The following is a 20449-nucleotide window of genomic DNA, read 5'->3' on the forward strand; positions in this document are numbered from 1 at the left end:
GTGAATGATGAGGAATACTGTTTATCCCTCTGGCAATGTGGAACATCCTGAGGTAACTATCGCCTCCCGCGACATTGTGGTGTATGCGCAGGGGCAGCCCATTCTCCAGAGTCCTCACTTTGAGGCATATGCGGGGGAAGTAACTGGCATTGTGGGTCCGAGCGGATGCGGTAAAACGACGCTTTTGAATGTGTTGGGTCTGCTGATGCCGCCTCATGAGGGTGAGGTTGTTATTGGGGGCCGGCATATGGAACGTGCTCGCGAGAAGGAGCGTCTTGCGTTCTGGGCTGATGAAGCTTCCTTCGTTTTTCAGGATTACGGAATTATTGAGGAATGGAGCGTTATCGAGAATATTCTGCTTGATCGTAAGACCTTTGGTCGTGCTCGTATTACGGATGAGAGCCGCGAGCTTTTGAACGTCATTGGTCTTGAAGGGAAGGAACGTACTTCGGCTGCCCTGCTGAGTGGTGGTGAGAAGCAGAGGGTGGGTATCGCTCGGGCAATCCACAAGGGTGTGCGCTACATTTTTGCGGATGAGCCGACGGCAAGTCTTGATGCTGAGAACCGGGCATTGGTTGTTGAGCTGTTGAGCTCTGCTGCTCGGCGTGGAGCCACAGTTATCGTGGCGACTCATGATGCAGATATGATGACCGCCTGCGATAGGGTATGCCGTCTTGAAGCCCCTACCAGAATTCCCGATTCGGGATTAGTGGATGTAAATGTAAATTCTCATCGGAAGGAGAACGGATCATGACGACAAGGAGCCCTCTAGCTCGTGATGAGTATGATCGTGCGCCGGAAAATTCAGGAAGCGATGCCCCTCAAAAGAATGGATTGCGGCATCTGCCGCGAAAAGTGGTGGGCGTTCTAGTATCTTGCGTGGTGTTTGTTGGCGCTCTTCTGGGCCTGTACTGGGGCGGGGCTTTTGAGCCATGGCTGAATGAGTATTCGACCACTACACCAGCCTGTGCAACAGCTTCTTCACCGGAGGATGTGCAGCAAGCTCTTGCGCGGACTGAAGAGCTTAACGCTATTCGTTCGACTGCGAAGAATGTTGAATTCTCCCAGACTCTTCTGTGTGATGGGCAGAAGGCTGTTTTGACGATTACGTACACTGACCGGTCGGATTTTAAGCGTTTGAATGATGCGGTGACTTCGGCACATTTGGGTGCTGCTGCTGAGATTAAGCTCAAGAGGTAGGCGTGTAAAGAACGGTGGTTGTTTATCGCCCCTGCGCGAACAATGATAGTGCGTTAGGTTAGTAGACCCTAAGTTTCTGCTATATTCGAGGTGAAACATGCGTCGCCGGATGCAGGGTTCCGTGTGGTGAGCCTTTTTCGGCATAGATGAGAATTCGGCATAGATGAGAAGGAACCCACCGTGACTGAAACTCCCCAGGAAAACACCGCTGAGAATTACCCCGCCGCGGAATCCCTGCCGGTACGCCAGCGCGCCGTCGTAGCAACCGACCGCCCCGCCCGATACATCAAGCAGCTCGGCTCGCACATGGGCCGCAAGCTCGGCACCGCAGAACTGCCCGACGGTATCCGCCTCACCTTCAACCGCGACGGTATTTTCCGCGGCTACGGTGACCTGCGCGAAATCGACGGTGCCCTCATCATGGAGGTGCGCGCCGAAAGCGACGAGTTGGCTGCTGGTCTGGCGGATGTGCTGGACCGCCACCTGGTCCGCTTCGGTGAGCGTGACGAACTGGTCGTCACCTTCGAGGCGGTACCCGCCTCCTAGTCCCTGCTTTCTAGTCTTCGTTACCCTGCCCCGCCCTCCTGCACCTCGGAGGGTGGGGCAGTTTTTACGCCCGCCGCGTGCGCAGGGTTCCGGAACCGACCGTGCCGCACCTCCCCGGATTAGGTGACCCCGCCCGGATTAGGTGACAGAAAATTGTCCTATTTAGTGGGCGACGACATATAAGCCCCCGAACACCCGTCAATCCCCGGTAAAATAGGCAGGAAGTGAACACTAAGCTCACCGCCTGTTCGCGCCGCACCGGGCGCCGGACGGTGAACTTCGAAAGGAAGATTTTCGTGTCTGAAGCAGCACGCCCCCTGCGCGTCGCCGTTATTGGTGCAGGTCCCGCCGGTATTTACACCGCCGACATCCTCACCAAGTCTGAAGAGGTCCGCACCGGCGCCGTCGAGGTCGCCATCGACATCTTCGACCGCTACCCCGCCCCCTTCGGCCTGATCCGCTACGGTGTGGCACCGGATCACCCCCGTATCAAGGGCATCATCACCGCGCTGCACAAGGTCTTGGACCGCGGCGACATCCGTTTCTTCGGCAACGTCGAATACGGCAAGGACCTGACCCTCGCCGACCTGCGCGAACACTACGACGCCATCATCTTCGCAACCGGCGCGATTTTTGATGCACCCCTGAACATTAAGGGCATCGACCTGGACGGCTCCTACGGCGCAGCAGACTTCGTCTCCTGGTACGACGGCCACCCCGACTACCCCCGCACCTGGCCGCTCGAAGCTGAGCAGGTTGCAGTGCTCGGTAACGGCAACGTTGCCCTGGACGTCTCCCGAATTCTCTCCAAGCACGCTGACGACCTGCTCGTCACCGAAATCCCCGACAACGTCTACGAGGGTCTGAAGGCTTCCCCCGTGACCGACGTGCACGTCTTCGGTCGCCGCGGCCCCGCACAGATGAAGTTCACCCCGCTCGAGCTGCGCGAACTCGCACACTCCCGCGACGTGGACATCGTCCTGTACGAGGAGGACTTCCAGTTTGACGCTGCTTCCGAAGAAGCAATGGAGAAGAACGCACAGACCAAGGTCATGATGAAGACCCTGCGCGGCTGGCTGGAAGACCAGAAGAACAACGAGCAGACCGCATCCCGCCGCCTGCACCTGCACTTCCTGCAGTCCCCGCACGAGATCCTCGGCGAAGACGGCAAGGTCGTGGGCCTGCGCATGGAGCGCAACAAGCTCGACGGCAACGGCGGCATCATCGGCACCGGCGAGTACGTGGACTACCCCGTACAGGCTGTCTACCGCGCGATTGGTTACTTCGGTTCCGAACTGCCCGAAATCGGTTACGACGACAAGCGCGGCGTCATCACCAACGTTGAGGGTCGCGTCGTGGACGAGAACGGCGAGGTCGTTCCCGGCCTGTACGCATCCGGTTGGATTAAGCGCGGCCCCGTCGGCCTGATCGGCTCCACCAAGTCTGACGCACTCGAGACCATCACCCACCTGCTCGAGGACCGCGAGAACCTCTACACCGCACCCGAGCCGGAGGCAGAGGCATTCAGCGCCTACCTGGACTCCAAGGGCATCAAGTACACCACCTGGGAAGGCTGGCACCGCCTGGACGACCACGAGAAGGCACTGGGCGCCGCATCCAAGGATGCTGCCGGTGAGCCTCGCGCCCGCGTGAAGGTTGTGGACCGCGACGAGATGATTAACGTCTCCCGCGGCGAGTAATCCTTACGTTGAGTACGTAGAGTATAGAAATCGACCCCGTACCGTGAACCGGTGCGGGGTCGATTTTTGTCTATATATAAGGAAGCAGGGGAGTAGGGGGCTCTCGGAAAGTGCTCGCCCGGAAGAGCCGTCGAAAGAGCGGTTAAAGAAACCCACCCCGCACCATGAGGTCATGCGGGGTGGGCTGGGTAGGTGCCGAAGATACTCGAGGACATACCCTCCGGCTACCCGGACGCGCAACGAGCCCATGCAGTGACTCCACGTGCGGCGCATCCCTTAACGGGGTCTAGAAAGCTAAAGAAACACCAAGATTAGCTCTCTAAACAAGCGCATAGCCGTACGGTGTGTAGACTATGCACACTTTTTGAGGACGTCCTCAATGCCCAAAATGGCCTTGAGTACGGTTTCAGTTTCAGTACCCAGCTTCTTGCGAGCTTCACCAGAAATGACGGCCTTCACGATGTTCTTGAAGGTCTTCCACTGCTTGAAGGCGTTAACGAGTGCCTTAATAAGCTTGTAAATGGCGATGCCCAGCTGAATGACAAACTTTGCAATACTGACAACGCAGGCAATAACACCAACGGGGGAGAGCGCTGCGTGGGCTCGTCCATCAGACTTACGAACAGCGGCCTTGGCGCTTGCAATCTGACGGCCTGCGTCAGTGCCCTGGACGGTGGTCAGGTTGCCCAGTGCGCTCTCAATGCCGCTGTTAACGCGGTTGGAGGATCCAGGCTTCGCATACTTCAAACGGGCAGGTACCTGCTCTAGGCGGCGCAGAATCAGCTTGAGCTGCTGGTCGGCAGTCATTGCCTTTTGCGGATGCGCCATCTGCTGTGCCTGCGCTGCGGGTGCAACTGCACAGCCGAGAGCGATGGTTGCGGTGCCTACGCCGAGTGCACGGAATGCCGTGCGGCGATTCATCGTTGCGGACACTGGATCCCCCTTCGGATCTCTATGCGGTTTATCGGTGCTGTAATGTGCGGTGACTTTACGTCTGGGGCTCCGGAAGTGGCCCCGTACAAGGTCCGGAAGTGACCTCACGCCCTCTATAGTACGGTGCTCAAAGAGGGGGCTTCAAGCCATTTCAGGGGGTATTTTCAGCCGGCTTTCATCTCTCCTTGTCAATCGCTAGAGGTTTATCAAATCTTTATATTTCTGCGTCGTCATAATTGCGTAGATATCTGCACTGAGAGAAAAATAAGCGTCTGACAAGCCGGTTTATTGTATTCCCAAGAATGAATATTTGCATCTACGTGCATTCTGGCCTGTAGTTGCTTTGCACGGCAGATTTTTGGGGCTTCCTGGGGGGGGGCTGGGGTGAGCCCCGCTGAATGATGCACCACAGAATCTGCCAAAGACGTATCGCGGAATCCACCGCGGGATCCACTGCAGGGTCCACAGCATGATTCACCGTGCACTCTCTTGTGGTTTTGTGGCCCGGTCTGTGCTTGCTTGCGCACCTTATATTTGTGCCCCTTATATAGAGGTGCCAGAAAGTACTGAAAATTTTTTGGAGAGATTGTGGAGCTTTTAGAGCTGCCGTGAGGTGGGTGAGGGAGCGGAAAACGGATTTTCGGAACTCTGGTGAAGGGCCGTTCAAAAGTTTTGACTCTCTTTGGAGCGTCTCCGGAACAAAATTTTGAAAGATTCTGAAGAAAATCTGTAGAAATGGAGGTGGCGAAAAAGTCTTTCTCTGGGCTCCTGTAGGTACCCAAACGTGTCTAAAAACCTTCCAAAAGCCCCTGATATGGGGTGTTGTGAAGAAATTTTAAAATTTTTTGAAGTTTTTCTGAATCCTCATTGACAAGCTTAAACACATATGTGTCAGGCTATAAATGGTCGAAAATGGGGGTCAAAATCGGGCAAAATCGAACAAAACGGTTTGCGCGCCTCCGCAAACCTGTCATAGACTAGTGGAGGTTCGAACGACGGGATGAAGAAAACGGAACCTGTTCGATCGACTAGGCCCCCATCGTCTAGCGGCCTAGGACGCCGCCCTTTCACGGCGGTAGCACGGGTTCAAATCCCGTTGGGGGTACTTGCAAATCATATCGATTTGCAAAGCCAAGTTAGATGATATAGAATTTACTTCTGTTGATTCCAACAAGGCCCCGTAGCGCAGTTGGTTAGCGCGCCGCCCTGTCACGGCGGAGGTCGCGGGTTCAAGTCCCGTCGGGGTCGCTCTGGCCGCGTAATTTCAGATGATTCATCATCCGAAGACGCGGTCATTGCGTATCTAAAAGTAAATACGCAAGGCTCTGTAGCTCAGTTGGTAGAGCGTACGACTGAAAATCGTAAGGTCACCGGATCGACGCCGGTCGGAGCCACGAAATCCGCCTCCAGGCTTCTACAGTGGGGCGGGTTTTGTTTTTAAAAAACTTTGCGGTTGCAGATACTGCAAAACCGTCGAAAAGGCGGCATCTTGGGAATAAAACCCTGAGGTGCCGCCTTTTTATATACGGTCTATGTACAGAACAGGTACACCACACTCACTGTAGAAACGCCCAGCAGGAAGCTACTCGATAATTTCTGCTCAAAGAGCGCATACAACGGGTTGCAGAAAGGATTACCGCACCCATGACTGCCCAGAATTTCAGTACACAGCCTCCGGAGAGCTCACCCCAGATTCCGTGGGCAAAAAATGCTGCTGTCGATAGTGCGCAGGCGGGCGGAATCCGCCTCGAGAACATCACCAAAAGCTACCCGAGCCGAACCGGTGAACCCACCACGGTGCTGCAGAACCTGAACCTGCATATTCCCGCCGGGCAGATTACCGTGTTCGTTGGCCCCTCCGGCTGCGGTAAAACCACTAGTCTGCGCATGATTAACCGCATGGTGGAGCCCAACAGTGGCACCATCACCATTGACGGCGTGAACGTGCACGAGAAGAACCCCTACGAGCTGCGCCGCGGTATCGGCTACGTGATGCAGCAGGGTGGGCTCATGCCGCACCGCACCGTCGCGCAGAATATTGCCACCGTACCGCGCCTGCTCGGCGCCTCCCGCAAGGAGGCGCAGGCGCGCGCCCTCGAACTGCTCAACGTGGTCGGTCTGGATTCTTCGTACGCCAAGCGCTACCCCTCCCAGCTTTCGGGCGGTCAGGTGCAGCGCGTTGGTGTGGCGCGTGCTCTCGCCGCCGATGCGCCCGTCCTGCTGATGGACGAGCCGTTCTCCGCGGTGGATCCGGTGGTGCGCACCGACCTGCAGAAAGAGCTGCTGCGCCTACAGGGGCAACTCGCCAAGACGATCGTGTTCGTCACCCACGACATTGACGAGGCGCTTCTGCTCGGCGATACAATCGCCGTCTTCGCGGAGGGCGGTCGCCTCGCGCAGTTCGGCACTCCCGAAGAGATTCTCTACAGCCCCGCTGATGATTTTGTGCGCTCCTTCGTGAGCCGCTCGGTTGCCGGTCTGCTGGATGAGCAGACGGTGCGCCAGGCGCGCGCACGCCGACTTGCCACCTCCCGAGAAGCACAGAATGGTGCGGTAGAAGGCGAGAAAAGCGAATGAGTCTTCTAGAAAATATTGTGCTCGCGGCACCACCTCTCGCCGCAAGCGATATGCACTGGGAATGGGTCGCCACCAATAGTCAGCGCATCCTCGAGCTGACCCTCAGCCACCTCTACCAGGGCGTCGTGCCCGTCGCGATTGGCGCTCTCGTCGCGCTGCCGGCCGCCTACTACGCGAGCCGTCGCCGTGACCGCGGTTCCGAACGCCGCATCGGTGCGCGAACCCTCATGCACCTCTCCTCACTGCTGTACACCATCCCCTCGATTGCGCTGTTCGTGCTGATGCCGCTCATTCTGGGAACCTCCATTATTTCCCCGCTGAACGTGCTCGTTGCCCTGAGCGTTTACTCCTTCTCGCTCATGGTGCGCTCCGGTGTGGATGCCTTCGACTCCGTACCCGATAGCGTGCACGAATCTGCACGCGCCCTCGGATACACGCCCCGACAGGCGCTGATGGAGCTCTACTTGCCCCTCGCTACGCCCGTCATTATGGCGGGAATCCGCGTGGCAACCGTGGCGAATATTGCGATGGTGTCCGTGGGTGCCCTCATCGGTGTGCCCTCGCTCGGCACGCTCTTCACCGACGGACTCGCGCGCAATATCCCTTCGGAAATCCTGGCTGGCGTGATCCTTAGCCTGCTGCTCGCGTTGGTCCTCGACCTGCTCCTTATCCTTCTGACGAGGGCATTTACGCCCTGGCAGGCGGCTACGGTTGCGAACCGCCGCAGTCCCGAAAGGAAGGCATAACCCGTGAACGTCATAGAACGAACCTTCGCCTACCTCATGGACGGCGCCAACTGGCAGGGAAGCGGCGGAATCCTCGTGCGCCTGCTCGAACATCTGAGCGTCACCGCCCTCGCCACCGCCTGCGCGGCACTCATCGTCGTGCCCCTCGGCCTCTGGGCTGGGCACCACCGCCCGGGTTACGGCACCAACCGCGGCCGTAGCAACCTGCTCATGAGCACCGTTGCTGCCACCCGTGCGCTGCCCGCACTCGGTCTGCTCACTATCCTGGCACTCTGGCTGGGCGTCTCGACCCTGCCCTCCCTCATCGTGCTCATTATTATTGCGGCGGCACCCCTGCTCGCCGGAGTTCTTGAAGGCCTCGCCGCCGTACCGGAAGACCTCGTGGACGCAGCCCGCGCTCAAGGCCTGACCGAATGGCAGATTCTGACCCGCCTCGAAATCCCGCTCGCCGCCAACATGATGCTCGGCGGGCTCCGCTCCGCACTCGTGCAGGTCATCGCAACCGCGACCATCGTTGCTTACCTGAGCGGCGGAACCCTCGGTAGGTACCTCTTTGACGGGCTCGCCGTGCGCGACTACCCGCGCATGCTCGTCGCAACCCTGCTCGTGGCGCTTCTCGCCTTCGCCGTGGACGCGCTCATGGGCCTTGCGCAGCGTGTGCTCACCCCCGCGGGGCTCACCATCAACCGGAAGAAGGCATGAACCCGATGAATCAGACGCCTCAAACCTTCACGCACCGTACTGTGCAGCCCCGCGCCGTATCTCGTCGCACTGCCCTCACCGCCGCCGGAGCGTTCGGCATGGCGGGTATTCTCAGCGCCTGCGGGCTCAGCGGCGACAAAGTCTTCAGCGGCGAACACGAAGGAATCATCGTCGGCTCAGCAGCCTTCGCCGAATCCCAAATCCTCGCCGAAATCTACGCCGGAGCCCTCGCCCGGGCGGGATTCAATGCCCGCACCCAGCTGAGCATCGGCGCCCGCGAGGCGTACCTGGGGGCACTCGCCTCCGGTGCGGTGGACGTTATCCCGGACTACTCCGGAAACCTACTGCTCTACCTGGACCCGAAGGCTACAGCTAACACTGCGCAGGAGATTCTGCAGGCGCTACCCGCCGCCCTCGGCACCCTCACCACGGGTGGCTCCGGGGCTGAAATCCGCGCCCTGAACGCCTCCGAGGCGGAGGATAAGGACTCGCTTGTCGTTACCGCGCAGACCGCCCAGAAGTACGGTCTGCGAAGCCTTGAAGACCTCGCCTCCCGCTGTACGAACCTGAAGCTCGGTGCCGCCCCGGAGTTCGCCGAGCGTGCCTACGGCATCCCGGGTCTGAAAGAGAAGTACGGATGCGTCCCCGCCGAGTTTGTGCCCCTCTCGGATGGCGGCGGCGCGCTGACCGTCAAGGCCCTGCTGGATGACACCGTGCAGGTGGTTGACCTCTACTCGACCACCCCCGCAATTGAGCAGAATCAGCTGGTGGTGCTGGAGGATCCGAAGAACATGATTCTGGCTCAGCAGGTGCTGCCCATTATCAATACGTCGCGAGTTCCCGACTCTGCGGCGGAGGTTCTGAACCGCGTTTCGGCGAAGCTCACTACCGCTGATTTGCGTACTTTGAATGACCGTGTTTCGGGTACCTCTAAGCAGGAGCCCGCGCAGGCGGCGGCTACCTGGCTGAACGAGCACGGCTTCTAAGATTCTTCCTGATATTCCATATTAATTCCTCTATAGGAATGTCTATAAACAAAACCGACCTGGGAATATTCTAGAAATAGAATATTGCCAGGTCGGTTTATATTGCCCTTATCCCACACGTTAGGGGAGGGGCATATAGTAGCTTTTAGCCCTCAATCAGCAACGCCAGAGCCTCGTAGGGGCGCAGGCTCAGCGTCACCGTCTCAGCTGAATCAGATACAGCAGAATCCGCCGCAGCGGAATCGACCGTAGAATTCTTGTAATTACACACCAGCACGCGACCGGAACGAACGAACTCAGCCGGAACCTCAACCTCGGTCGGCTCACCGTAGAAGTTCGTCAGCACCAGCAGACGCTGTGCTGGGCTACCGTCCTCGGAGCCAGCCTCAGCGGGCAGCTCACGCAGGTACGCAAAAACCCGCTCGTGATTCAGCGCGTAGGGCGCGTACGAACCCACAGAAATGACCGGGTACTGCTTACGCAGGGCAATCAGGTTGCGGTAGTACGGAAGAATCACACCGTCGCGCTCCTCATCCTCCACCGAAATACCGGCGCCGGTCGCCGCATCACGTACCGGGCCGGGAGCCAGCCACGGCGACTCGGAGCCGAAACCGGCAGTCACCGGATCCGCGGTCCACTGCATCGGCACACGCGAATTATCGCGAGCCTTCGACGCCACAATTTCCAGAGCCTGCTGCTCGCTCAGACCGCGCTCACGCAGCATCGCGTAGGCGTTGTGTGCCTCCACATCCACGTACTGCTCGATCGAGGAGTAGACCGGGTCAATCATGCCGATTTCCTCACCCTGGTACACGTACGGGGTGCCGCGTAGCAGGTGAATCACGGTCGCCAGCATGGTTGCCGACTCGGCACGGTAACGCTCAACGTCACCAAAACGGTTCAGCGCGCGCGGCTGGTCGTGGTTATTCCAGAACAGCGCGTTCCAGCCGCCGCCGGCCTGCATACCCAGTGCCCAATCGTTCAGAATCTGCTTCAACTCGGCAAAACGGAACGGAACCTTCGACCACTTCTCGCCGTTCTCGTAGTCCACCTTCAGGTGGTGGAAGCTGAACACCATATCCAGCTCGTGGTTCGCCGGGTTGGAGTAGCCCACGCAGTTCTCGATGCTGGTCGAGGACATTTCGCCCACGGTCACGGTGTCGTCATGCTGACCGAAGGAGGCGCGGTTCAGCTGCTGAATGCGGGTGTGCACAATCGGGGTGTCGGTGTATTGTGCCTTGTCCACGGTGCCTTCGGGGGCGTCGAGCAGCTCTTCGTCCTTACCGATGACGTTAATGACGTCAAAACGGAAACCGCGCACACCCTTCTCGTACCAGAAATTCACGACCTTAAACAGTTCGTCGCGCACAGTCGGGTTGTACCAGTTCACGTCCGCCTGGGTGCGGTCGTACAGGTGCATATAGAACAGGGGAGTGCCGTGCTCATCCGTGTACTCGCCAAAGCGGGACCAGCAGGAGCCGCCGAACTTCGACTCCCAGTTGGTCGGTTCGCGCAGCTGACCGTCCTCGGTGTATTTGCCGGGGCGAATGTAGAAGTAATCCCAGTACTCGCGTTCACCGGCGAGCGCACGCTGGAACCACTCGTGCTCGGTCGAAACATGGTTGAGCACCATATCGAACATGACGCCCACACCGTGCTCGGCGAGGGCAGCAATCATCTCTTCGACGTCCTCCATGGTGCCCAGGTCGGGGTTGATGGCGTAGTAGTCGGAGATGTCGTAGCCGTTGTCGTTTTGCGGGGAGGCGAAGAACGGGTTGAACCACACCATGTCCACGCCCAGGGATGCAATGTAGGGCACCTTCTCGATGACGCCGCGCAGGTCGCCGTAGGCGCCACCCGCCGAGGAGTAGAAGGACTTGGGGTACACCTGGTAGATGACGGAGGACGCAAAATCTTTGCCGCCTGCCGGGCTGGTTGCCGGCGTGAGGGTGAGCGATGCGGTGGGTGCCTGTGTCATGGAAACCTTCTGAAATGTATGCAGGGTTCAGCGTGTATAAAAGCGTGTATACATCAGTGCGTTAGAAACGAACCGCACCGGTGCTACGTATGTTGCTACGTATGCACAGCGAGGCCCGTACGCGGCAGGCACGGCAGCCCGCCGCCTCCCGGTGCGTTCGCCGACTGAATATCGACGCCCGCAACCTGGGCTCATTCCAGATTAGGGGGCATAATGGGGTGATGTCCCCATCTACCCCAAAGGGGGCAATTCTGCCGCAGATCCGGCACAACCCCCGTGGCCTCAACCCTCCCACCGATAGGCGGTTGTAGGCTCGTGCGCGTTTCGATGCATGAAACCAAAGTGACCCTGAGCTGAAGAGCGTTGGACGCCGCGCGTAAAATCAGTACTTGCATCACTACGGAAGGTAAAACAATGCCAGAACTGCGTTCACGTACTTCAACTCACGGCCGTAACATGGCTGGTGCCCGCGCCCTGTGGCGTGCCACCGGCATGGGCGATGACGACTTCGGCAAGCCCATTATTGCTATCGCGAACTCCTTCACCCAGTTCGTGCCCGGCCACGTGCACCTGAAGGACATGGGTGAGCTGGTCGCCGGCGCGATTCGTGAGGCTGGCGGCGTCGCCAAGGAATTCAACACCATCGCCGTTGATGACGGTATCGCGATGGGCCACGACGGGATGCTCTACTCGCTGCCTTCCCGCGACCTGATTGCTGACTCGGTCGAGTACATGGTGAACGCGCACCGTGCCGACGCCCTGGTCTGCATCTCTAACTGTGACAAGATCACCCCCGGTATGCTTCTGGCGGCTATGCGCCTGAACATCCCCACTATCTTTGTGTCCGGCGGCCCCATGGAGTCCGGTGAGGGCATTGAGGGTATTGTTGAGCACCGCCTCGACCTCATTGACGCCATGGTGATGGCTGTTGATGACAGCGTCAGCGATGAGGCGCTCGCTCAGGTTGAGAAGAACGCGTGCCCGACCTGTGGCTCGTGCGCGGGTATGTTCACCGCGAACTCCATGAACTGCCTGAATGAGGCGATTGGTCTGGCGCTGCCCGGTAACGGCACCACCCTGGCTACTCAGGTTGCTCGTAAGGAACTGTTCCTGGATGCTGGCCGCCGCATCGTTGAGCTGGCTAAGCGCTACTACGAGCAGGATGACGAGTCGGTTCTGCCTCGCTCCATTGCGACCAAGGAGGCGTTCGAGAACGCTATGGCGCTGGACGTGGCGATGGGCGGTTCGACCAATACCGTGCTGCACACCCTGGCGATTGCTCACGAGGCGGGCGCTGACTTCACTCTGAAGGATATTGACCGCATTTCGCGTCAGGTTCCCTGCCTGGCGAAGGTTGCCCCGAACTCCACCAAGTACCACATTGAGCACGTGCACCGTGCCGGCGGTATTCCCGCCCTGCTGGGTGAGCTGAACCGTGCCGGTCTGCTGCACAAGAACGTTCATTCTGTTCACGCTGACTCGCTGGACGAGTGGTTGGACGAGTGGGATATCCGCAGCGGCAAGGCGAGCGAGAAGGCGAAGGAACTGTTCCTCGCTGCTCCCGGTGGCGTGCGCACCACCCATGCGTTCTCCACCGCGAACAAGTACGAGTCCCACGAGACCGACGCCGAGAACGGTTGCATCCGCGCCGTGGAGCACGCGTACACCAAGGACGGCGGTCTGGCGGTCCTGTACGGCAACATCGCCCAGAACGGTGCGATCATCAAGTCCGCTGGTATTGATGAGGAGCTGTTCCACTTCAAGGGCCGCGCCTTCGTGGTCGAGTCGCAGGACGAGGCTGTGCACGAGATTCTGTCGAAGAACGTGAAGGAAGGCGACATTGTCGTCATCCAGTACGAGGGTCCGAAGGGTGGCCCCGGCATGCAGGAAATGCTGTACCCGACCTCCTACCTGAAGGGTCTGGGCCTTGGCAAGAAGTGTGCGCTGATTACTGACGGTCGTTTCTCCGGTGGTACCTCGGGTATTTCTATCGGTCACGTCTCCCCGGAGGCGGCTGCTGGCGGCGCGATCGGCCTGGTGCAGACCGGTGACGAGATTGAGATTGACGTGAACAACCGCATCCTGCGTGTGAACGTTTCGGATGAGGAGCTTGCTGCTCGCCGCGAGGCGAAGGGCGCTGCACCGTGGCGTCCGACCAAGCCGCGTGAGCGTCAGGTATCGAACGCCCTGAAGGTGTACGGCATGCTGGCTGCTTCGGCTGATAAGGGCGGCGTGCGCATCCTGCCCGAGGACGCATAAGCCCCTCACGTATCGTGTGAGAATTTAATATCTTGCCCTGATGGGCTGGCGCCCCGTTCCGCGGTTTTTCTGCGGGCGGGGCGCTGTTCTTTGTTCGCGTATTTGTTTACCGTCGTGGGATACCCGGTGCGGCGTATTGCCTTGTCAGTTGCGGTGCAGTAGGGTGTAAGAAGGTATTTAGGTACCCGATTCACCGACTCAGCACAACCACTCAAACACAACGCAATTCGCAACCCTCACAAGGACGTATTCATGGTTACCCTGCCCGCACGCGCACAGCGTGCTTTTACTCGTCGTGCCCTGACGGCTCTTGCCTGTATCGGTGCGCTCGCTTTGAGCTCTTGCTCTGCTCAGCCGCAGGCTGATGATTCTGAAACCGCCCCGATGATGGTGGCGACTTCTTCTGCGCCCGTTGATGCAAAGACCCTGTTCACCGCGGCGGATGGCTCCTGGAAGCCGAATACTGTGCAGATCTCTGCCGGCCTGGATTCCCCGGTAACGTACGACTCGGTAGCGACCCCCACGGATGAGCCGAGCACGGACGCCGAGTACGAGGCGGCATACGCTACGGCAAGCGGCTCCGCGAACACTATTGATGCGGGCACCCGCTGCGGCGTGACCAGCCTGCTGGGTGGTTCCGCCGGTATTTACGTGTATGACGGTTCGGATTGTGCGAAGGCTCAGGAGGCGGTGCGTCTCTTCAACAGCCGCAAGAACCAGGACGGTTCGGCGAGTGTGGAGTGGTACCAATGCGCCACGAAGGTGCAGGGCCGCGACTACATTACGGGTGCCTGCTTCACGCAGGGCGGTAGCACTGAGAAGCCTCGTCTGGCGCTGATTCCGGCGAAGACCCGCATGCTCTCGGGTACGCTGACTTTCGCTGAAGCGTACGGCGGCGGCACTTTCGGTCAGGGCGATTCGGCGAAGACTGTTGAGGCGCTGCGTTTCACCAGCCCGGACTCTAAGGTCGCGTGCTCGGTGACCCCGTCGGGTGTGGATTGCCAGGCGCTGGTGGGTGTGACCCTGGAGGGTTGGGATGCCGCCTCCGGTGCCGCGCAGCAGCGCGTGCACATGGTGCAGGGTCAGGCTCCTGAGGTGAGCCTGGTCGGTCAGACTGCCACCCCGGAGCCGGTGAATACCGAGGGTATTACTGCACTGCCGACCGGTCAGGTGGTGACCGCGTATGGTTACACCTGCAAGTCGGTGAATAGCGGTAAGGTGCATTGCGTGAGCGCGACGAATGGTTTCACACTTGATTCGATGGAGGTTGGCGTAGAACGCCGTTAAACCGAGAGCGCTGCTAAACCGAGAATGAAGGCGAGGCGTGCTACGAGTTGCCGCGCTCGCCTCCATAACTGACATGCGAAGGTGCCCGGCACCCCTCACTTAGGGGGTGCCGGGCACCTCGGTCTTTAACGTCGTTTAGCGGAAGTTGACGATGCGAACGTCCAGCTCGGAGGAGAGCAGCGGCTCCCATGCGGCGACAGCCTTCTGGAAGTGTTCGGTGCCCATGTGCTTTTCGAGCAGTTCCTGGGATTCCCAACGCTCGATGAATGCGAAGTCGGTGTCGGAGACGGCACCGAAGTCGTAGCTGACGTTGCCTTCGTCCTGGCGGCTTGCGGTCACGAGCGGTTCGATGGTCTTGAGGAATTCTTCGACGTGCTCGGGCTTGACGGATACTCCGGCGTAAACACCAATCATGGGGCTCTCCTTGTGGGGTGGTGCGGCGGTTGCCGCGTCGTATATGACTCTTTTACCGTACACCTTTCCCTGCGCCTCGGTGAGGTATGCGTGGGGGTTTCTCGCGCTGTGTTGTGCGCTGTGTTCTGTGCTGGGTTTTGTGTTATGCCGGCGTGTGAGAGGAGCTGCGGTTATTCCATTCGCTAACTGTAAAAAAGGTGTTTTATATTTGCGTGCCCCTTTCTTTTCGACCTATAAAAGAACGAGGACGATACACCGCATGAATGGAAGGAGAAGCGGTATGGCACACATGGGGGGTGACACTCATGGGATTTTCACCGGCGCATATCAAACGATGCACCCTGACTTGGGAGGCGCCCGACTATAGCGCCTCGTACCCTGCCGGGTACACGGATCAGGGTGTTGCTGTGATTGCTGTGGCTCAGGAGCATCGTACAGCGCAGGGTTTTTGTTATTCGGCCTTGTCGACGGTGGTTTTTATTTCTAAGCAGGACGGTACCCGCACTGTGGTGAATGAGGAGCCGATGCTTTTCACTCACGTTCATTCCCTTATGGAGTGCTGCGATGAGGTGCATCCGCGTCTGCTGGGTCGTGCCGTGCTTTCTGCGTGGGATGTGGTTCCTGAGCAGTACCGTCAGAACCTGGTGACGATTGCTGCTGACCGCAAGAATCTGAAGCATCTTTTCCGTGATTGCGACCAGTTGAAGGGGATTATGGAGTACCGCGCCTTTGAGAAGGTGCTGGACCCGTACGATAACCATTCTTTGGGTGAAGTGCATGTGAAGCTTGCTGGCACGCCCGCGTATGAGCGGATGCAGGCTGAGGTGTGCGCGGCACGTACCGCCGTGAATGAGATGGTGGAGGAGGCGCTGACCCCTCGACCGCTGGATCAGCTGCAGGACTATAGCGTTTTCACGGATTGTTCGTTCCGTTCGACTCACAATAAGAAGTATCAGCGTGGCGGCCGTATGGGTATCGCCGGCGTGAGTGAGGACGGCTTCTATTTTCATACCCACTATGATGGCGTGAATATTATGACCGGTGAGCTGTCTGCGATGTTGGCGGCTTATACGGTGTTCCATAGCGGTTCGCGCCGCCTGATTATTCATACGGATTCTTTGGGTGCGTTGACGTTTGTGTTGCGTTTGGCGCATAGCCGTTGGGCTTTTGAGGCGTGGGTTTCTGAGGGTATTCAGGATGAGCGTGTTGTAGCTCAGATGTGTGCTTTGACGGAGGCGATCCGCGAGAAGCGTGTGCTGGTGAAGCATGTTCCGGGCCATACGGGCCACGGTTTGCAGGAGAGTAGCGACTCTGTGTCGAAGATGCATCGCCATTTTCCGGGGCAGATTGTGGATAAGCGTCATCAGAGCGAGTTTAATCAGCGGTGCGAGTCGATTATTACTGCTTTGTCGGGTTGTGCGAAGGCTGTTCGCCTGCTTGCGCCGGAGTGGTTGCAGATTAAACCTTCTTCAATCCACACGGGAAACCGTTTATGGCGCTAAACTAGTCCAGGGTAGAAATGAACGCGCGATGCATTCGCCGCATACGAGGGTATGCGATGTCGGAGGTGTCGCGTGTTTCTTTTTGCCCTTTTGCCTTTTCTGCATGCGCTTGTGTGCGGCGGGCCTGCAGCGATAGATGTACAGCGGTGGGGATAGAATTGTGTGAAGAATTTTTTTGATTCTCCCGATTTTCAGCGGGCGCACACTTTACTTATTCTTTGGGATCCAATTTATGCAGTTTCTTCCTCCTCCCGGTTCTTCTCTATATATCCCGCTGGTGGTGCTGTACGCGCTGACGGCGCTTTCGCCGGTGCTTTTTATCTGCCTCTACCTGCGGGAACGCCGTAGCGTGTTTGTCGGCTGGCTACTGATTGTGACCGTGGGGTTGCTGGGTACGAGCCTGGGCGCAATGGCGGTTGTGTCAGAGAACCAGATTTTGCTGGTGCTGGCGCTCCTCATTGTTATCATTCCGGTGATTCTTTCGCTTTTTACGCCTCTGGGTTTGACCGGTCTGTTCCTTTATAGCGGTGTGCGCCTTATTGCTCGTGAGGGTTTTTCGCTCACTAATTCTTTGGCATTGGCTGCCGGTGTCGCTCTTATTGTGGGGCCGTTCTTTGTTCCCGGTTCGGTGGAGAATGTTCCGTTTGGCGGCGTGTGGGGCACTATTTATTTCTATTTTTCGCTGGTGCTGACCTATTTCACTATCTACGCGGTGGGCTTTACTGTGGCGGCAGCGTTGAACCTGGTAAATTTCCGCCAGCAGGCTGACTATGTGGTGGTGCTTGGTTCGGGTCTTATTGGTGACCAGGTGACTCCGCTGTTGGCGGGTCGTATCGATCGCGGCATTGAAATTTACCGTAAGAACCCCGGCTCGAAGCTGATTATGTCTGGCGGTCAGGGCGCGGATGAGGAGGTGCCCGAGGGCGTGGCGATGACTCGCTACGCTGTATCCCGCGGCATTCCCGAGGCGGACATTATTGTGGAGGACCGCGCGGTGAACACCCGCGAGAACCTGCTCTTCTCTTACGCCTTGATGCCGGAGGTTGCCGAGGGTAAAACCCCGAAAGTTGCTGTGGTAACAACCAGCTACCACCTGTTCCGTGCGTTGCTGTTGGCACGTTCGCTGGGTCTGGAATGCTGGGGTGCGGGGGCTCGTACGAAGCTGTATTTTGCGGTGAATGCTTTTATCCGTGAGTTTATTGGGTATTTGAGTATTACTCGCCGTCGCCACATCATCACTTTGAGCCTGTGCACGGTTCTCTACATTGCAGTGGCGCTCTTCGTGTGGTATTTGTACTCCGCCGATTTGAAGGGCCCGGGCGAACCGATGTAGCATCCAGCTGCGGCTCTAGCCGGTAGCCCCGTCCTAATGTATAGCGCTGCTCTAGCATGTGGCCCGGCGCATCCCAGCGATGGTGCATACAAAAGCTCCCCTGATCTCGGTTAATCTGAGCTTCAGGGGAGCTTTGAGGTTATTTACCAGCGTGAGTGAACATAATCTTCACAATCGCGAGAACAATAACGGCGAAGGTGAGCCACACAGCGCTTCGGAAGGTACGCCAGCAGAGCGGTTCGCCGCGGTAGCGAGCAATCGCGAAGTTGAGGCTAAAAATACGCCACACCACGGTCACAAGACAGAGAATAATAGTGCAGTCAAAAATGATGTCGTAGGTGCCGCCGGGCGGTAGGAATGTCGCCAGAATCAGGAGCGCCACGGGGTACACGGTCGTACCCAGAATAGGGCTCGCGTTGCCCAGCGCGTGCTTGACGAAATCTCGCGGCGGGGTGCCGCCGTGCAGCACCCGGTACTCCTGCATTTCTGAGATGACGTGGGCAATGTAGGTGGTCAGACCGGTACCCGTAATGTAGAGGATCGCGGTGCCGTCAAAGATCGCGTTCGCGTCGTGAATGCTCAGCAGAGCCGCCAGCACCAAGAAATTACCGTAGGTGTACGCAGAGATACGGTGAGCAACGTCGTGCGCATCGAGTTCAGCGATTTTACGGCGTGCTTTACGGAATAGAAGGGGCATTCGATAGTCCTTTGGCGGGTGCGGGGATGAAAACTCAGACCCTGCGAGTGTGCGAAAAATAGCTTAGAGGAGCGATGACCACAGTCGGCAGAGGTTCTCCACCATCTTGATGCGGCGCGGGCGCTCCGCCCACTGGGTGTACAGCAGCTCGGTGCAGACCTGCTCGTATTCGGCGCATACTTCATCCAGCATCGCCACCATTTTGCGGTCAATGACGAACGTTGACACTTCCATGTTCAGCGAGAAGGAACGCGGGTCCATATTGGACGAGCCAATGAACGCGATTTCGTCGTCGACCATCATGAACTTGGAGTGCAACACGGTCGGGCTGGGGTACTGCAGAATACGCACACCCGCCTGCAGCAGCTGCTCGTAGTAGGAACGCTGCGCCATGTTCGGCAGGAACTGGTCGCCCTTCTCGCACACAATCACGGTGGTTTCAATACCGGAGTAGGCGGCGTTCGTGAGTGCCTGCAGTAGGGTCTCTTCGGGCACGAAGTAGGGCGAGCAGATGGTAATACGCCGCTCGGCGTTGTAGATCAGGTAGTTAATGAGGCGCAGGTTGTTTTCGGTTTCAAAACCGGGGCCGGAGGGCACAACCTGGGCGCGCATCCCATCCTTGTAGTAGGGGATATTGGTGTTAATTTCTGCCAGGATCAGCTGGTTCGTTTCGGAGTACCAGTCGGAGACGAAAACGGCGTTGAGCTCTTCAACGATGGGGCCGGTGCAGGAGAAGGTCAGGTCCTTCCACTCCAAGCCCTTCTTAATGTTTTCGGGCATGTCGTAGGAGCGGTGAATAGCGTTCTGCGAACCGGAGAACGCGACGCGTCCGTCCACGACGAGGACCTTGCGGTGGTTACGCAGGTCGGGTCGCTGCCACTTGAGTTTCCACGGTTTGAGCGGCAGCATGAGGCGCCACTGCATACCCGAGTCGTTGAGCATTTTCACGAGTTTCTTATAGGACGGGTATTTGCAGGAGCCGATGTGGTCGAGGAGTACGCGCACCTGTACACCGCGTTCGTGGGCTGCGAAGAGGGCGTCCCAGAGGACTGCGCTCGCCTCGTCGTAGGCGGTGATGTAGAACTCGAAGTGCACGTATTTGGTGGCGCGGTCGACTTCTTCCGCCATGGCGACCATTGCCTCGTGGTTGTCGGTGTGGAGGGTGAATTGGTTGCCGCCGACCAGGGGGAGTGAGCCCAGGGTGTAGTTGAGCTGGCTGGCTGCCTTTGCGGGGTCGGAGAGGTCGTCGGTGCGGGTGAGGAAGGGCTTGTTCTCGCTGACTTCGCGGATCAAGTCGTTCATGGCGTGTTGGCGTGCGCGGCGGTAGGCGGGCAGGCGCGAGGAGCCGAAGACGAGGAATGCGATGAACCCTACGAAGGGGATGAAGAAGATGGCCATGAGCCAGCCCAGGGCAACCACGGGTTTGCGGTTGTAGGGGAGCCAACAGAGGGCTGCGAGTCGGATGAGGATATCGGCGATGCCGAGTGCGAGGCGTAGCCAGTCTGGCAGGAAATCGAGATAGGCGGGGGCAAACAAGTTCATCCCTCTATTATGCCGGTATTTCGTGTGGGGCGGGGGGGGGGGGGGGG

17 protein-coding genes and 3 tRNA genes are annotated in these 20449 nt (G+C 58.4%); 15 read left to right on the forward strand and 5 right to left on the reverse strand.

Annotated elements, in window-relative coordinates; all coding sequences use genetic code 11:
• Positions 1-4: 4 nt before the first annotated feature.
• The 4 genes from HMPREF2971_RS05350 to HMPREF2971_RS05365 all read left to right on the forward strand — a co-directional run bounded on the left by HMPREF2971_RS05350 (position 5) and on the right by HMPREF2971_RS05365 (position 3446).
• Positions 5-754, forward strand: coding sequence for an ABC transporter ATP-binding protein (locus HMPREF2971_RS05350; protein ID WP_005509218.1), 750 nt, complete (start codon positions 5-7; stop codon positions 752-754).
• On the forward strand, positions 751-1200 hold the full coding sequence (locus tag HMPREF2971_RS05355; protein ID WP_005507241.1) for a hypothetical protein: 450 nt from the start codon (positions 751-753) through the stop codon (positions 1198-1200). Before HMPREF2971_RS05350 ends, HMPREF2971_RS05355 begins: the two co-directional genes overlap by 4 nt.
• A 180-nt stretch (positions 1201-1380) precedes the next feature.
• Positions 1381-1746, forward strand: a complete 366-nt coding sequence (locus HMPREF2971_RS05360) for a DUF2218 domain-containing protein (RefSeq protein WP_070505823.1) — start codon at positions 1381-1383, stop codon at positions 1744-1746.
• Positions 1747-2042: 296 nt separating this feature from the next.
• The gene (locus HMPREF2971_RS05365; RefSeq protein ID WP_070634283.1) at positions 2043-3446 is read left to right on the forward strand and encodes an FAD-dependent oxidoreductase; all 1404 of its coding nucleotides are present in this window, start codon (positions 2043-2045) and stop codon (positions 3444-3446) included.
• A gap of 351 nt (positions 3447-3797) precedes the next feature.
• Here HMPREF2971_RS05365 and HMPREF2971_RS05370 read toward each other — a convergent pair whose 3' ends face one another.
• Positions 3798-4379, reverse strand: a complete 582-nt coding sequence (locus HMPREF2971_RS05370) for a hypothetical protein (RefSeq protein WP_070691791.1) — start codon at positions 4377-4379, stop codon at positions 3798-3800.
• 1032 nt (positions 4380-5411) lie between these two features.
• Between HMPREF2971_RS05370 and HMPREF2971_RS05375 the strand changes: the two genes are divergently transcribed.
• The 7 genes from HMPREF2971_RS05375 (at position 5412) to HMPREF2971_RS05405 (ending at position 9390) form a co-directional block, all read left to right on the forward strand.
• A tRNA-Glu gene (locus HMPREF2971_RS05375) sits at positions 5412-5484 on the forward strand.
• A 69-nt stretch (positions 5485-5553) separates the two neighbouring features.
• A tRNA-Asp gene (locus HMPREF2971_RS05380) sits at positions 5554-5627 on the forward strand.
• Between the two features lie 73 nt (positions 5628-5700).
• Positions 5701-5773: transfer RNA gene (locus tag HMPREF2971_RS05385), tRNA-Phe, on the forward strand.
• 250 nt (positions 5774-6023) lie between these two features.
• The gene (locus tag HMPREF2971_RS05390; RefSeq protein ID WP_070691793.1) at positions 6024-6956 is read left to right on the forward strand and encodes an ABC transporter ATP-binding protein; all 933 of its coding nucleotides are present in this window, start codon (positions 6024-6026) and stop codon (positions 6954-6956) included.
• Positions 6953-7702 (forward strand): ABC transporter permease, encoded by a 750-nt coding sequence (locus HMPREF2971_RS05395; RefSeq protein ID WP_070691795.1) that lies wholly within the window; start codon positions 6953-6955, stop codon positions 7700-7702. Before HMPREF2971_RS05390 ends, HMPREF2971_RS05395 begins: the two co-directional genes overlap by 4 nt.
• A 3-nt stretch (positions 7703-7705) precedes the next feature.
• Positions 7706-8404, forward strand: coding sequence for an ABC transporter permease (locus HMPREF2971_RS05400; RefSeq protein WP_070691796.1), 699 nt, complete (start codon positions 7706-7708; stop codon positions 8402-8404).
• Positions 8405-8409: 5 nt separating this feature from the next.
• Positions 8410-9390 (forward strand): ABC transporter substrate-binding protein, encoded by a 981-nt coding sequence (locus HMPREF2971_RS05405; RefSeq protein ID WP_070691867.1) that lies wholly within the window; start codon positions 8410-8412, stop codon positions 9388-9390.
• Positions 9391-9535: 145 nt separating this feature from the next.
• On the opposite strand, the gene HMPREF2971_RS05410 is transcribed toward HMPREF2971_RS05405, so the two are convergent.
• A complete protein-coding gene (locus HMPREF2971_RS05410) occupies positions 9536-11368 on the reverse strand; it encodes an alpha,alpha-phosphotrehalase (protein ID WP_070691798.1) in 1833 nt (610 codons plus the stop codon).
• A gap of 414 nt (positions 11369-11782) precedes the next feature.
• Between HMPREF2971_RS05410 and ilvD the strand changes: the two genes are divergently transcribed.
• The gene (gene ilvD, locus HMPREF2971_RS05415; protein ID WP_070691800.1) at positions 11783-13627 is read left to right on the forward strand and encodes a dihydroxy-acid dehydratase; all 1845 of its coding nucleotides are present in this window, start codon (positions 11783-11785) and stop codon (positions 13625-13627) included.
• A gap of 252 nt (positions 13628-13879) precedes the next feature.
• A complete protein-coding gene (locus HMPREF2971_RS05420) occupies positions 13880-14914 on the forward strand; it encodes a 2-oxoglutarate dehydrogenase (protein ID WP_070691802.1) in 1035 nt (344 codons plus the stop codon).
• Between the two features lie 135 nt (positions 14915-15049).
• Here HMPREF2971_RS05420 and HMPREF2971_RS05425 read toward each other — a convergent pair whose 3' ends face one another.
• Positions 15050-15328, reverse strand: coding sequence for a putative quinol monooxygenase (locus HMPREF2971_RS05425; protein WP_044150828.1), 279 nt, complete (start codon positions 15326-15328; stop codon positions 15050-15052).
• A 305-nt stretch (positions 15329-15633) separates the two neighbouring features.
• Between HMPREF2971_RS05425 and HMPREF2971_RS05430 the strand changes: the two genes are divergently transcribed.
• Together HMPREF2971_RS05430 and HMPREF2971_RS05435 are read left to right on the forward strand one after the other, a co-directional pair.
• Positions 15634-16830, forward strand: coding sequence for an RNase H family protein (locus tag HMPREF2971_RS05430; protein WP_070691803.1), 1197 nt, complete (start codon positions 15634-15636; stop codon positions 16828-16830).
• 232 nt (positions 16831-17062) lie between these two features.
• Positions 17063-18163 carry a YdcF family protein gene (locus tag HMPREF2971_RS05435; RefSeq protein WP_239661596.1) on the forward strand — a complete coding sequence of 367 codons (1101 nt, stop codon included), beginning with the start codon at positions 17063-17065 and terminating at the stop codon, positions 18161-18163.
• Between the two features lie 139 nt (positions 18164-18302).
• Here HMPREF2971_RS05435 and HMPREF2971_RS05440 read toward each other — a convergent pair whose 3' ends face one another.
• Both HMPREF2971_RS05440 and cls read right to left on the reverse strand, forming a co-directional pair.
• On the reverse strand, positions 18303-18860 hold the full coding sequence (locus HMPREF2971_RS05440) for a hypothetical protein (RefSeq protein WP_070634557.1): 558 nt from the start codon (positions 18858-18860) through the stop codon (positions 18303-18305).
• Positions 18861-18923: 63 nt separating this feature from the next.
• Positions 18924-20402, reverse strand: coding sequence for a cardiolipin synthase (gene cls, locus HMPREF2971_RS05445; protein ID WP_070691805.1), 1479 nt, complete (start codon positions 20400-20402; stop codon positions 18924-18926).
• Positions 20403-20449: the final 47 nt, after the last annotated feature.

It is taken from the genome of Rothia sp. HMSC066G07 (assembly GCF_001814485.1).
Taxonomy (GTDB): Bacteria; Actinomycetota; Actinomycetes; order Actinomycetales; family Micrococcaceae; genus Rothia.

Bases quoted from the DNA above. Each gene is read 5' to 3' on its own strand.
- cls (WP_070691805.1), bottom strand. From the start codon at position 20,402: ATGAACTTGTTTGCCCCCGCCTATCTCGATTTCCTGCCAGACTGGCTA.
- HMPREF2971_RS05405 (WP_070691867.1), top strand. From the start codon at position 8,410: ATGAATCAGACGCCTCAAACCTTCACGCACCGTACTGTGCAGCCCCGC.
- HMPREF2971_RS05350 (WP_005509218.1), top strand. From the start codon at position 5: ATGATGAGGAATACTGTTTATCCCTCTGGCAATGTGGAACATCCTGAG.
- HMPREF2971_RS05390 (WP_070691793.1), top strand. From the start codon at position 6,024: ATGACTGCCCAGAATTTCAGTACACAGCCTCCGGAGAGCTCACCCCAG.
- HMPREF2971_RS05355 (WP_005507241.1), top strand. From the start codon at position 751: ATGACGACAAGGAGCCCTCTAGCTCGTGATGAGTATGATCGTGCGCCG.
- HMPREF2971_RS05395 (WP_070691795.1), top strand. From the start codon at position 6,953: ATGAGTCTTCTAGAAAATATTGTGCTCGCGGCACCACCTCTCGCCGCA.
- ilvD (WP_070691800.1), top strand. From the start codon at position 11,783: ATGCCAGAACTGCGTTCACGTACTTCAACTCACGGCCGTAACATGGCT.
- HMPREF2971_RS05410 (WP_070691798.1), bottom strand. From the start codon at position 11,368: ATGACACAGGCACCCACCGCATCGCTCACCCTCACGCCGGCAACCAGC.
- HMPREF2971_RS05440 (WP_070634557.1), bottom strand. From the start codon at position 18,860: ATGCCCCTTCTATTCCGTAAAGCACGCCGTAAAATCGCTGAACTCGAT.
- HMPREF2971_RS05430 (WP_070691803.1), top strand. From the start codon at position 15,634: ATGGGATTTTCACCGGCGCATATCAAACGATGCACCCTGACTTGGGAG.
- HMPREF2971_RS05420 (WP_070691802.1), top strand. From the start codon at position 13,880: ATGGTTACCCTGCCCGCACGCGCACAGCGTGCTTTTACTCGTCGTGCC.
- HMPREF2971_RS05425 (WP_044150828.1), bottom strand. From the start codon at position 15,328: ATGATTGGTGTTTACGCCGGAGTATCCGTCAAGCCCGAGCACGTCGAA.
- HMPREF2971_RS05435 (WP_239661596.1), top strand. From the start codon at position 17,063: ATGCAGTTTCTTCCTCCTCCCGGTTCTTCTCTATATATCCCGCTGGTG.